Here is an 11,740-nt window from a genome sequence, read left to right as displayed (position 1 = left end):
CTGGAGCAAGGAAAGGCGACTGATGAATATGGATGCTACTTCTTATAACCAACAGACTGTAGCGACCTACATCAAAGGAGACCACTCCATGTCCGCACGCATCACTCTACACAGCCTGCAGACCGCCCCGGAAGCCGCCCGCCCGTTCCTTGAGAACGCGCAGAAGAATTCCGGCTTCATCCCCAACCTGCTGGGCATCCTGGCCAACGCCCCGGCGGCGCTGGAAACCTACGTTACCGTCTCGGCGCTCAACGGCAAATCCGAGCTGACCCTGGCCGAACGCGAAGTGGTGCAGCTGATCGCCGCCACCCAGCATGGCTGCGATTTCTGCGTCGCCGGCCACACCGCCGTGGCGCTGAACAAGGCCAAGCTGCCCCAGGAAGTGGTCGATGCCCTGCGTGCCCGTGGCGAGCTGCCCGATGCCCGCTACGAGACCCTGGCCGCCTTCGCCCGTGAGGTGATCGCCACCCGTGGCAACGTCTCTGACGCCACCTATCAGGCGTTCCGTGATGCGGGTTTCAGCGAAGGCAACGCCCTGGAAGTGATTCTCGGCGTGAGCCTCGCAACCCTGTGCAACTTTGCTAATGTGTTCGCCCAGACGCCGCTCAACGACGAGCTCGGCAAGTACCGCTGGCAGCCTTCGGCCTGATCGGGGCCTGATGCCGGCGTGCCCGGCGTTTCAACAGGAGTAGGGACATGCTTGATCATGCATTTCGACATTGGCTGGATGCCAATGCCGAGGCCATCGACCAGGGCCAGTGCGATCCACACCTGGTGCTGGCGCATATCGCCGAATCGCAACTGCTGCGCATTGGCGTCGACCCGGCCCTGGGGGGCTCGGGTGGCGACGTCAGCGCGGCGGTCGAGGCCATCGCCGCCATCGCCAGCCGTTCGCTGGCCGCGGCCTTCGTCTGCTGGGGCCAGCGCGCCTTCATCGAATACTTGCTGCAAAGCCCCAACCGGGCGCTGTGCGAACGGCTGCTGCCCGATCTGCTGAAGGGCGAGCTGGCCGGGGCCACCGGCCTGTCCAACGCCATGAAGTTCCTTTCCGGCATCGAGGCCTTGCAGGTGCGTGGCCGCGCCGCGAGCGATGGCTGGAACCTGGAAGGACGCCTGCACTGGGTGACCAACCTGCGCCAGCACGGTTTCGTGGTGGCCGCGGCCATCGAGGATGATACCGGTGGCGCGCCGTTCGTGGTCGCCATCCCGTCGAACGCGCCGGGCCTGGAGCGCTCCGACGACCTGCAACTGATGGGCCTGCAGTCGAGCAACACCGCGGCGCTGGCCTTCCACCAGGTACCCCTGGCCCGTGACTGGCTGCTGCACGACAACGCCCGCGAGTTCCTGCCCAGGGTGCGTCCGGCGTTCCTGGCGCTGCAGTGCGGCATGGCCATCGGCCTGGCTCGCCGCGCCCTGGAGGAGGCACAGGCACACCTGCAGGGGCGTGGCGCGTTCCTCGAGGAGGCTCGCCAAGTGCTCGCCGAGCGCCTGGAAAACACCGTCGCCGAGCTCAAGCAGGGGCTGCTCGACGACCGCTTCCAGAGCCAGCCGGCCGCCTTGTTCAAACTGCGCATCACCCTCGCCGAATGCGCCGCCGACGCCGTGCAGCTGGAGCTGCAGGCCAGCGGTGGCAAGGCCTACCTGACCGCCTATGGCGAGGGCTTCGCCCGCCGCTGGCGCGAGTCGGCGTTCGTGCCGATCGTCACCCCGAGCCTGGTGCAGCTGCGCGCCGAGCTGCAACGCCAGGCGGCCTCTGCATGACCGAGGTGCTACTCGAAGCCCGTGACATCAGCCTGGGCTACCCGCGCGAGGGTGGCTGGCAGGCGGTGCTGGAGCAGTTCGACCTGGCGCTGGCGCCGGGGGAGGTGGTTACCATCCTTGGCCCCAGCGGCGTCGGCAAGTCCAGCCTGCTGCGCGTGCTGGCCGGCCTGCAGCAGGCCCGTGGCGGCAGCGTGCAGTTGCGCGGCGAGCCGCTGCAGGGGCCGCACCCGCGCCTGGCGGTGGCATTCCAGGACCCCAGCTTGCTGCCCTGGCTGAGCCTTGAGAAGAACGTCGCCTTCGGCCTCGACTTCGCCCGCCAGCCCAAGCTGTCGGCGGCCGAGCGGCGTGCACGGATCGACCATGCCATCGACGCGGTGGGCCTGGCCCACGCCCGCGGCCAGTACCCGGCGCAGCTGTCCGGCGGCATGGCCCAGCGCACCGCGCTGGCCCGCTGCCTGGCGCGCCAGCCCGAGGTGCTGTTGCTGGACGAACCCTTCGGCGCGCTGGACGAGGTGACCCGGGCCGACATGCAGCAACTGCTGCTGCAACTGATCGCCACCCACAATACCGCTGCGGTGCTGATTACCCACGATATCGACGAAGCCCTGCTGCTTTCCGATCGCGTGCTGCTACTGGGCAACCACCCGGCGCGCACCCTCGGCCAGTGGCACATCGACCTGCCGCAGCCGCGTGCGCAGCGGGTCGAGGAACTGGGCGCGCTGCGCATCGAGATCCTGAAAACCCTTCGGCGGGCAAGCCGCACAGCCGAAACCACTCCATCCCCCTTGCCCTCGGAGGCTGTCCATGTGCATGGATGACTGCTGTTCCACGACGTCCCGTCGCGATTTTCTCAAGCTGAGCGCCATGCTTACCGCCGCCGGCGCCGTGCCGCTGCTGTCGAGCCTGCAGGCCCGCGCCGCCGCCGAGCCGGACGCGCCCGTGCGCATCGGCTACCTGCCGATCACCGACGCCACGCCCTTGCTGGTGGCGCACAACAACGGCCTGTTCGAGGCCGAGGGTATCAAGGCCGAGCGCCCGGTGCTGCTGCGCAGCTGGGCGCAGGTGATCGAGGCATTCATCTCCGGCCAGGTCAACGTCATCCACCTGCTGTCGCCGATGACCGTGTGGGCGCGCTACGGTAGCAAGGTGCCGGCCAAGGTCGTGGCCTGGAACCATGTCGGTGGCTCGGGCCTGACCGTGGCCCCGGACATCGCCGAGATGAAGCAGCTCGGCGGCAAGACCGTGGCGATTCCGTTCTGGTACTCGATCCACAACGTGGTGCTGCAGCAGATGCTCACCGACAACGGCCTCAAGCCCGTGTCCAAGCCGGCCGACGCGCAACTGGCGGACAACGAGGTCAACCTGCTGGTGCTGCCGCCGTCGGACATGCCGCCGGCCTTGGCCAGCAAGCGTATCGCCGGCTATATCGTCGCCGAGCCGTTCAACGCCCTGGCCGAGAACCTCAAGGTTGGCCGCGTGCAGCGCTTCACCGGTGATGTCTGGCGCAACCATGCCTGCTGCGTGGTGTTCATGCACGAGCACGACCTGAACAATCGCCCGGAATGGTCGCAGAAGGTGGTCAACGCCATCGTCAAGGCCCAGCAGTGGACCCGCGAGCACCGTGCCGAGGCCGCCGCGCTGCTGTCCAAGGCCGGTCCCAACAAGTACACCCCGCACGAGCCGGCGGTGCTGACCAAGGTGCTGGCGCCCTCCGCCGAAGACCGCGCCGGCTACATCGCCAGCGGCGCGATCCAGCACCAGCAATGGGACGAGAAACGCATCGACTTCCAGCCTTACCCGTTCCCCAGCTACACGGAGGAACTGGTCAAGCGCCTGAAGAACACCCTGATCGTCGGCGAGAGCGATTTCCTCGCCGGCCTGGATCCGGCGCAGACTGCCCGCGACCTGGTGGACGAGCGCTTCGTGCGCAACGCCATCGCCGCCGTGGGCGGCCCGGCCGCGTTCGGCATCGCCGAGGACTTCCAGCGTAGCGAGGAGTTCGCGGTCTGATGCGCAGGCATGTCGTGCATGGTGCCCTGGGCCTGGCGGGCCTGGCGGCGCTGTTGTTGCTGTGGTGGGCGGGCGTGCGCCTGTTCGGCGCCGCCGATGGCCTGTCGGCGCGTTTCGCGCCCCAGGCCACGCTGCACAGCCTGGTCGAGCTGTTGGGGCAGGGCGAGGTCTATGGGCACATCTGGGTAAGCTTGAAACGCATCCTCGTCGGCCTGTTGCTGGCGCTGCTGATCGGCGTGCCGCTGGGCCTGCTGGTGGGCAGCTACCGGCACCTGGAGGCGGCGACCACGCCGGCGTTCCAGTTCCTGCGCATGATCTCGCCGCTGTCGTGGATGCCGGTGGTGGTGATGCTGATGGGCGTGGGTGACCAGCCGATCTACTTCCTGCTGGCCTTCGCCGCGCTGTGGCCGATTCTGCTGAACACCGCCGCCGGGGTGCGCCAGCTCGACCCGCGCTGGCTGCAGTTGAGCCGCAGCCTCAGTGCCACGCGCTGGGAGACCTTGTGCAAGGTGGTCATCCCCGGGGTGATCGGCCATGTGCTGACCGGTGTGCGCCTGGCCATCGGCATCCTGTGGATCGTGCTGGTGCCGTGCGAAATGCTCGGGGTTAGCGCCGGCTTGGGATACTTCATCCTCGATACCCGCGATCGGCTGGCCTACTCGGAGCTGATGGCGATGGTGCTGCTGATCGGTGTGCTGGGGTTCATGCTCGATGCCCTGGCGCGCGGGCTGCATCGGCGGTGGGTGCATGCGTGAATTCTGTAGCGGCGCGTTAGGCCTGGAGGCGCATCCTTGCGCCCTGGGATTCAGAAGCTGTACTTGGCCGTCAGCATCAGGTTGCGCGGATCGCCGAAGGTATCGCCGCCATAGTTCACCGACTTGGAGATCGACGAGTAGTATTTCCTGTCGAACACGTTGTTGGCGTTGAGCTGCAGGTCCAGGTGCTGGTTGACCGCGTAGCCGGCCATCAGGTCGGTGACGGCGTAGGCGCCCTGCTCGAGGCGGTAGCTGCTGCCGTCGGCCACGGTGAAGTCGTTGTACATGCGGCTTTGCCAGGTGACGCCACCACCGACCCGCAGTTTCTCCAGCGGGCCCTGGAAGCGGTAGGTGGTGAACAGCTTCAACTGGTGCTGCGGCGTGTCGGATTCGAACGGCTTGTTGACGTTCTGCGGGTTCTTGGCGTCCTTGACCGTGTGCACACGGGCATAGGTGTAGCCGGCGCCAATCTGCCACTGCTCGGTCAGCGCGCCCTGCAGCTCGAAGTCGATACCCTGGCTGCGCACTTCGCCTGAGGCTTCGTAGCAGGCGAACTGGCCGGCCCGGCACAGGCTCTTGTCCACCTCGACCGCGCGGTTCTGCTGGTCGATACGGAACACCGCGAGGCTGGCGTTGAGCGCGCCGTCGAAGTACTCGCCCTTGATGCCCACTTCGTAGTTCTTGCCTTCGATCGGTCGCACCGGCGTGCCGCTGGAGTCTTTGTTGTCCTGAGGCTGGAAGATGTCGGTGTAGCTGGTGTACAGCGAGTGGTGTTCGTCCAGCTCGTAGATCAGGCCGGCATAGCGGGTGACGTTGCGGGTCACCTTGTAGTCGCCTTCGTTGCTGCCGCGCTGGTCGTAGTCGTACCAGTCCAGGCGCCCGCCGAGGATCAGCTTGAGCGGGTCGGCCAGGCTCAGGCGGGTGGTGGTGTACACGCCTTCCTGGTTGATCAGGTAGCGGCTGCTGCCAGTGTGCAGGAAATCCGGTTTGCCGCCGTCGATGGGGTAGTCCAGGTCGTAGGGGCTGTAGTTGCGCTCGGTCATGTCGTAGATGCGCTTGCTGGCACCGACCACTAGCTCGTGGGTGCGACCGAAGGCTTCGAACGGGCCGCTGGCGAAGGTGTCCAGGCCCAGCTGGTTCTCGTCGTGGGCCGACTGGTAGACCGTGCGGCTCAGCGGCTTGGCCAGGTCCCAGCGCGACTGGTAGGAGCCGCGGAACAGCGCGTTCTGCTCGCTGTAGATGGCGTTGACCTGCAGCTTCCAGTCATTGGCCAGGCGCTGGCGCAGCTCGGCGAACAGGGTGTTGATTTCCTGGTCCTTGACCTCCCAGTCGGTGGCCGGGTTGTATGAGCGCGGCAGGTCCTGATGGTGGCCGTTGAGCTCGGTGGGGATCGCGCCCCAGAACACGTTGGTCTTGTCCTTCTGGTGGGACAGGCCGAGGGTCAGGGTGGTGTCCTCGCCCAGGTCGGCCTCGGTGATCGCATAGAACAGTCCGTGGTCTTCCTGCTGCCCATCACGGAAGCCGTTGGCGTCGCGGTACGAGGCCACCACGCGGCCGCGCAGTGTGCCGCTGTCGTTGAGCGGGCTGGAGGCGTCGAGTTCGCCGCGGTAGTTGTCCCAGCTGCCGGCGGCGCCGGTGAGCGTGACCTTCTGTTCCGCCAGCGGGCGCTTGCGCACCAGGTTGATGGCCGCCGACGGCGTGCCGGAACCGGTGACCAGGCCGGTGGCGCCGCGCACCACCTCGACCCGGTCGAACATCGCCAGGTTGGGCTGGGCGCCGACCACCCAGCCGGTGTACGCGCTGGGGATGCCGTCGTACATGACGTTGTCGACGTCGAAGCCGCGGGCCTTGTAGGTCTGCCGGCCCGGACCGTTGGACTGGTTGAGGAACAGCCCCGGCGTGTACCTGGCCACGTCGTTGATACTGGTCATGCCCTGGTCGTCCATGCGCTGGCGGGTGATCACGGTCACCGCCTGGGGCGTTTCGCGCATGGTCAACGGCAGCTTGGTGGCGGTGGACATGGAGCCGGTGGTGTACGACTTCGACCCCTCGGTGGTGCTGCCCAGGCTGCTGTCGTTGATGGCCGTGGCGCCCAGCTCGATCACGGCTGGCGCTTGTTCCTCGGCCAGCGCGGGAGTGAGGGTTGCCATGCAGATGGCCATGGCCAACAGGTTGCGGGTGGGCGTGAAGCGGTGAGGGGAGATGTGCGGTGACATGCTGAGCTTTATCCTTATTGCTAGTGCTTATGAGAACAATTAGCAATAAGTGTGTCGGATTGTCAGGCTCGCAACAATGCTTTCGAATCGGAAAATGGTGAGCTTTTCACAAATTCCATTCGTTTGGTTTGTGGTTCCCTGAAGCAATGCGTTTGCCACGCTGGCGCCCGACCTCCAGCGCCTGCCCGTCGCGCTGCTTGCCATGTCGCGCCTGGCCGACCAGCTCGGGGATCAGCGGACCCTCCGGCAGGTGGCGCCAGAAGCGCCCGGGCAGGTGCTGGCGCAACGCGCCGGGGTTGAGCCGGGCGGGGTTGAAGGTGTGCCGGTAGTAGGCCAGCCACAGCTCGGCGCCGGGGTCCTCGGCGTTGCGCGCCCACTGCCGCCATTGCTCCGGGCATTGGCGTCGGTAGTCCAGGTGCTGGCCGTCGAAGCGCACGCCATCGAGGGGCGTGGCGATCAGCCAGCGCTGGCGCCCCAGGCGATCGGCAAAATGCCCGCAGGCGCTGTCGAGGATGTCGTGGGCCGGTTCGTGGTAGGCCACCAGGTCCAGTTGCAGTTGTTCGGCCAGGGCCTCGGGCAGTGGCACGAAGCGCACGAAGGCATGCAGGTGATGGGCTTCGCGGCCGACCTGGCGGATGCGCCGCTGCATCTCGCTGCCCAGGCGGTCGCCGGCGAGCATGGCGGTGCGGTCGCCATGGGCGACGCGCCACAGCACTTCATACAGCAGGTTCCAGCGTTGCTCGCCGCGGTATCGCCCGGCCTGTTCCAGCTGGGCCAGCAGCGCCGCCGGCACGCGGGCGCGAAACGGGCCGGGGCCGGCGGGCAGGGGCGTGGGCACGGCCAGCAGGTCGTCCATGTGCGCCTGGCCCCAGGTCACCGTGGCCGGGTCGATGCCATGGCCGAGCAGTTGCCGCGCCTGGTCGCGCCAGGTGGCGAAGTTGTCATCGCAATCCAGCGCGATCATCCCCACAGGCCCATCTGCAACGGTGCCTGGGGTTCGCGCAGGCGGGCGCGCAGCAGGCCGCTGCGCAGCTCGGCCTGGGCCGGGCGGTAGTCGCTGGTGACGATGAACGGGCGGGCCTTGTCCAGCACGCAGCGCAACTGGATCAGGTCGTCGTAGCGGATGCGCCGCTCGCGGCGCAGGGCCACCAGGCGCTGCACGCTGCGCAGGCCGATACCGGGGATACGCGCCAGCAGGGCCGGCTCGGCGCGGTTGACGTCGAGCGGGAACACCTCGCGGTTGGCCAGCGCCCAGGCCAGCTTGGGGTCGATGTCCAGGGCCAGGTTGCCGGTTTCGCCCAAAAGCTCGCCGGCCTTGTAGCCGTAGCCGCGCAGGAGGAAGTCGGCCTGGTACAGGCGGTGTTCGCGCAGCAGCGGCGGGGCGGCCAGGGGCACGCTGGAGGGGCTGTCGGGGATCGGACTGAAGGCGGAGTAGTAGACGCGCCTGAGGCCATAGCCCTGGTACAGCGACTCGGCGTTGCGCAGCAGGGCGCTGTCGTCGGTGGCGTCGGCGCCGACGATGACCTGGGTGCTCTGCCCGGCGGGGGTGAAGCGTGGCGCTCGTGGTTCGCCGGCGACGGCCTGCTGGCCGTGGTGGATCACGCCCATGGCCTGGCGGATGGTAATGGCGCGCTTCTCCGGGGCCAGGCGTTCGAGGCTGGCGTCGGTGGGCAGCTCGATGTTCACGCTCAAGCGGTCGGCCAGGCGCCCGGCTTCCTCGATCAGCAGCGGGTCGGCGTCGGGGATGGTCTTGAGGTGGATGTAGCCGCGAAAGCCATGCTCCTCGCGCAGCAGGCGGGCCACCCGGATCAGCTGCTCCATGGTGTAGTCGGCCGAGCGGATGATGCCGGAGCTGAGAAACAGGCCGCTGATGCAGTTGCGCCGGTAGAAGTCCAGGGTCAGGCGCACCACTTCCTCGGGGCTGAAACGCGCCCGCGGCACGTTGCTGGAGCGGCGGTTGACGCAGTACTGGCAGTCGTACAGGCAGAAGTTGGTCAGCAGCACCTTGAGCAGCGACACGCAGCGCCCGTCCGGGGTGTAGCTGTGGCAGATGCCCATGCCATCGGTGGCGCCGAGGCCGTCGCGGCCACGGGAGCTGCGCTTGGGGGCGCCGCTGCTGGCGCAGGACGCGTCGTACTTGGCGGCGTCGGCGAGGATGCCGAGCTTGGCGATGAGCTGCATGGGATTGTCCGATCGTACTGTCTATTCATACAGTACCCCCGGGTTGGGCTGCTGGCAAGTGTATGCAGGTGGTTCTGATTGCGTGAAGGCGCAGAGGTGCCTGGCGAGAGTCTTGCTGCGCCTGTCGCCGAACACCCAGAAAGCCCCTCATTTCAAGGCGATCCACCCTCGGCATGCTTGATTGCAGAATTGTAATCTTCCCGCCACCGCCCCGATAACCACCGCTGCCTAAAGTCCCTCGCCAAAGCATTCCGCCGCTTGTCGACGAGGACTTCCGCCGTGCCCATCCCCCGCAAGATCGCCTTGCTCTGCCTGTTGCTGGCCGGCCCTGCCGGTGCCCAGGGCCTGAGCCTGGACCAGGCGCTAGACGCCGCCTTCTCCCAGAACCCGGACTTCGCCGCCATCGGCCGTGAGATCGGCATCGCCGAGGGCGAGCGCCGCCAGGCCGGGTTGATCCCCAACCCCGAGCTGTCCTGGGAGGTCGAGGACACCCGCAGCGACACCAGCACCACCACCGTGACCCTCAGCCAGGCCCTGGAGCTGGGCGGCAAGCGCGGCGCGCGGATCGAAGTCGCCGAGGCCGGCCAGGCAATCGCCCGGCTGGAGCTCGAGCGCCAGCGCAACAGCCTGCGCGCGGATGTAATCCAGGCCTTTCATGCCGCCTTGCGGGCACAGACCGCGCTGGAGCTGGCGCAACAGTCGCAGGCGCTGACCGAACGCGGCCTGCGGGTGGTGGAGGGGCGGGTGCGCGCCGGGCAGTCCTCGCCGGTGGAGGCCACCCGTGCCCAGGTCCAGCTGGCCCAGGCCGAGGCGGCGGTGCGTCGGGCACGCACCGAACGTGGCGTGGCCAACCAGGTCCTGGCGCGTCTGACGGGCAGTGCCGAGGCCCGCTTCGACCGGCTCGACGCGAGCAACCTCTCACCCGGCCCGGCGCCGCAGGCCGAGCCCCTGCTGGCCAAGGTCGAGCAGACCGCCGAATGGCGCCTGGCCGCGGCGCAGATCGAGCGTGGCGATGCCAGCCTCGGTTCCGAGAAGGCCCAGCGCATTCCCAACCTGACTGTCAGCCTGGGCAGCCAGTACAGCCGCGAGGACCGTGAGCGGGTCAACGTGGTCGGGCTGTCGATGCCGCTGCCGCTGTTCGACCGCAACCAGGGCAACGTCCTGGCCGCCGCCCGTCGCGCCGACCAGGCCCGTGACCTGCGCAACGCCGTGGAGCTGCGCCTGCGCAGCGAAACCCGCAGCGCCCTGGAGCAGTGGGGCACGGCCATGGGCGAAGTGCAGGCCTACGACCGCACCATCCTGCCCGCCGCCCAGCAGGCGGTGGACACCGCCACACGCGGCTTCGAGATGGGCAAGTTCGCCTTCCTCGATGTGCTCGACGCCCAGCGAACGCTGATCGAGGCACGGGGCTTGTACCTCGAAGCGCTGGCCCAGGCGACCGATGCCCGGGCGCAGGTGGAACGGATCTACGGCGAGCTTTGAGCCTCGACCCATCGCGGGGCACGCCCGCTCCCACGCATTCCCGCGGGAGCGGGCTTGCCCCGCGATGGGCCCTGAACTGCAACGACTTTTCCAGCAGGAGCAACAATGACCAACCCACGCAAGCTCGCCATCCTCGCCGCTGCCCTGGCCGTTATCGGCCTCGGCGGTGCCGCCTGGACCGGCACCCTCGGTAAGGCCGGCAGCGGCCAGGCCCAGCACGACGACCACGGCGAAGCCGGCCACGGCCACGACGAAGAGAAGGACGATGGCCACGGTGAGTCCGCAGGCGAAGGCCATGCCGACGAAGAGGGCCAGTTGCATCTCTCCGCCGAGCAGATACAGGCCGCCGGCGTGCAGCTGGCCACCGCCGGCCCGCGCACCTTGGGCACTGCCATCAGCTTCCCCGGCGAGATCCGCTTCGACGAGGACCGCACCGCCCACGTGGTGCCCCGCGTCCCCGGCGTGGTCGAGTCGGTGCAGGCCGAGCTGGGCCAGGCGGTCAAGCGTGGCCAGGTGCTGGCGGTGATCGCCAGCCAGCAGATCTCCGAGCTGCGCAGCGAGCAGCAGGCCGCCCAGCGCCGCCTGGAGCTTGCCCGCTTGACCTTCGAGCGTGAGAAGCAGCTGTGGCAGGAGCGCATCAGCGCCGAACAGGACTACCTGCAAGCCCGCCAGGCGCTGCAGGAGGCCGAGATCGCCGCTGCCAACGCCGGGCAGAAGGTCGCCGCCGTGGCGCCGGCCGGCAAGGGCAACCGCTACGAGTTGCGTGCACCGTTCGACGCGGTGGTGGTGGAAAAGCACCTGACCGTGGGCGAGGTGGTGGACGAGACCAGCAATGCCTTCACCCTGTCTGATCTGAGCCGGGTCTGGGCCACCTTCGCCGTGGCCCCGCGCGACCTGGACAAGGTGGTCAGCGGCCGTGGCGTCAGTGTCAGCGCGCCGGACCTCGGTGCTCAGGTGGAGGGCAAGGTCAACTATGTCGGCAGCCTGCTCGGCGAGCAGAACCGCGCCGCCACCGTGCGCGCCACCCTGGCCAACCCCAATGGCGCCTGGCGTCCAGGGCTGTTCGTCAACATCGCGGTCACCGTCGAGCGTTTCGACGCCGCCGTGGTGGTGCCGGAAAGCGCACTGCAGACCTGGGAAGAACAGACCGTGGTGTTCGCCCGCACCGACGAGGGCTTCGAGGCCCGCCCGGTGAAGACCGGGCGCCGCGACGCCGGCCAGGTGGAAGTACGCGAGGGGCTGGCCGCCGGTACCGTGGTCGCCGCCGCCGGCAGCTTCGTCCTCAAGTCCGAGCTGGGCAAAGGCTCGGCCGAACACAGCCACTGACCGGGGACG

The 11,740-nt window shown here is 68.1% G+C and carries 10 protein-coding genes; 7 read left to right on the top strand and 3 right to left on the bottom strand.

Features of this window, described 5'->3' with window-relative positions:
* Positions 1-88: 88 nt before the first annotated feature.
* Genes ACVWZ5_RS02480 through ACVWZ5_RS02460 form a run of 5 tightly spaced genes read left to right on the top strand, consistent with a single transcriptional unit; the run spans position 89 to position 4,526 of the window.
* A complete protein-coding gene (locus ACVWZ5_RS02480; RefSeq protein WP_186714083.1) occupies positions 89-649 on the top strand; it encodes a carboxymuconolactone decarboxylase family protein in 561 nt (186 codons plus the stop codon).
* Positions 650-696: 47 nt separating this feature from the next.
* Positions 697-1,761: an acyl-CoA dehydrogenase family protein gene (locus tag ACVWZ5_RS02475; protein ID WP_301142079.1), complete on the top strand. Its 1,065-nt coding sequence runs from the start codon at positions 697-699 to the stop codon at positions 1,759-1,761.
* Positions 1,758-2,579, top strand: a complete 822-nt coding sequence (locus ACVWZ5_RS02470) for an ABC transporter ATP-binding protein (RefSeq protein ID WP_084941554.1) — start codon at positions 1,758-1,760, stop codon at positions 2,577-2,579. The genes ACVWZ5_RS02475 and ACVWZ5_RS02470 overlap by 4 nt, the downstream gene beginning before the upstream one ends.
* Positions 2,566-3,771, top strand: a complete 1,206-nt coding sequence (locus ACVWZ5_RS02465) for an ABC transporter substrate-binding protein (protein ID WP_062573588.1) — start codon at positions 2,566-2,568, stop codon at positions 3,769-3,771. Before ACVWZ5_RS02470 ends, ACVWZ5_RS02465 begins: the two co-directional genes overlap by 14 nt.
* Positions 3,771-4,526, top strand: a complete 756-nt coding sequence (locus ACVWZ5_RS02460; protein WP_062573589.1) for an ABC transporter permease — start codon at positions 3,771-3,773, stop codon at positions 4,524-4,526. Before ACVWZ5_RS02465 ends, ACVWZ5_RS02460 begins: the two co-directional genes overlap by 1 nt.
* 50 nt (positions 4,527-4,576) lie before the next feature.
* Here ACVWZ5_RS02460 and ACVWZ5_RS02455 read toward each other — a convergent pair whose 3' ends face one another.
* From ACVWZ5_RS02455 to ACVWZ5_RS02445, 3 genes are all read right to left on the bottom strand, one after another.
* On the bottom strand, positions 4,577-6,742 hold the full coding sequence (locus tag ACVWZ5_RS02455; protein ID WP_062573590.1) for a TonB-dependent siderophore receptor: 2,166 nt from the start codon (positions 6,740-6,742) through the stop codon (positions 4,577-4,579).
* A gap of 106 nt (positions 6,743-6,848) precedes the next feature.
* Positions 6,849-7,706 (bottom strand): TIGR03915 family putative DNA repair protein, encoded by an 858-nt coding sequence (locus ACVWZ5_RS02450; protein WP_457340390.1) that lies wholly within the window; start codon positions 7,704-7,706, stop codon positions 6,849-6,851.
* Positions 7,703-8,923, bottom strand: coding sequence for a putative DNA modification/repair radical SAM protein (locus tag ACVWZ5_RS02445; RefSeq protein WP_457340389.1), 1,221 nt, complete (start codon positions 8,921-8,923; stop codon positions 7,703-7,705). The genes ACVWZ5_RS02450 and ACVWZ5_RS02445 overlap by 4 nt, the downstream gene beginning before the upstream one ends.
* 279 nt (positions 8,924-9,202) lie before the next feature.
* Here ACVWZ5_RS02445 and ACVWZ5_RS02440 point away from each other — a divergent pair, with 279 nt between their 5' ends.
* Both ACVWZ5_RS02440 and ACVWZ5_RS02435 read left to right on the top strand, forming a co-directional pair.
* Positions 9,203-10,405 carry a TolC family protein gene (locus tag ACVWZ5_RS02440; RefSeq protein WP_084941550.1) on the top strand — a complete coding sequence of 401 codons (1,203 nt, stop codon included), beginning with the start codon at positions 9,203-9,205 and terminating at the stop codon, positions 10,403-10,405.
* A gap of 105 nt (positions 10,406-10,510) precedes the next feature.
* Positions 10,511-11,731: an efflux RND transporter periplasmic adaptor subunit gene (locus tag ACVWZ5_RS02435; protein WP_280071494.1), complete on the top strand. Its 1,221-nt coding sequence runs from the start codon at positions 10,511-10,513 to the stop codon at positions 11,729-11,731.
* Positions 11,732-11,740: the final 9 nt, after the last annotated feature.

The organism is Pseudomonas sp. TE6283 (assembly GCF_054060555.1).
This window is presented reverse-complemented; position numbering and strand designations above follow the sequence as displayed.

Excerpts from the sequence above, each read along its gene's own strand:
- ACVWZ5_RS02480 (WP_186714083.1), top strand. The coding sequence starts at position 89 with ATGTCCGCACGCATCACTCTACACAGCCTGCAGACCGCCCCGGAAGCC.
- ACVWZ5_RS02475 (WP_301142079.1), top strand. The coding sequence starts at position 697 with ATGCTTGATCATGCATTTCGACATTGGCTGGATGCCAATGCCGAGGCC.
- ACVWZ5_RS02470 (WP_084941554.1), top strand. The coding sequence starts at position 1,758 with ATGACCGAGGTGCTACTCGAAGCCCGTGACATCAGCCTGGGCTACCCG.
- ACVWZ5_RS02465 (WP_062573588.1), top strand. The coding sequence starts at position 2,566 with ATGTGCATGGATGACTGCTGTTCCACGACGTCCCGTCGCGATTTTCTC.
- ACVWZ5_RS02460 (WP_062573589.1), top strand. The coding sequence starts at position 3,771 with ATGCGCAGGCATGTCGTGCATGGTGCCCTGGGCCTGGCGGGCCTGGCG.
- ACVWZ5_RS02455 (WP_062573590.1), bottom strand. The coding sequence starts at position 6,742 with ATGTCACCGCACATCTCCCCTCACCGCTTCACGCCCACCCGCAACCTG.
- ACVWZ5_RS02450 (WP_457340390.1), bottom strand. The coding sequence starts at position 7,706 with ATGATCGCGCTGGATTGCGATGACAACTTCGCCACCTGGCGCGACCAG.
- ACVWZ5_RS02445 (WP_457340389.1), bottom strand. The coding sequence starts at position 8,923 with ATGCAGCTCATCGCCAAGCTCGGCATCCTCGCCGACGCCGCCAAGTAC.
- ACVWZ5_RS02435 (WP_280071494.1), top strand. The coding sequence starts at position 10,511 with ATGACCAACCCACGCAAGCTCGCCATCCTCGCCGCTGCCCTGGCCGTT.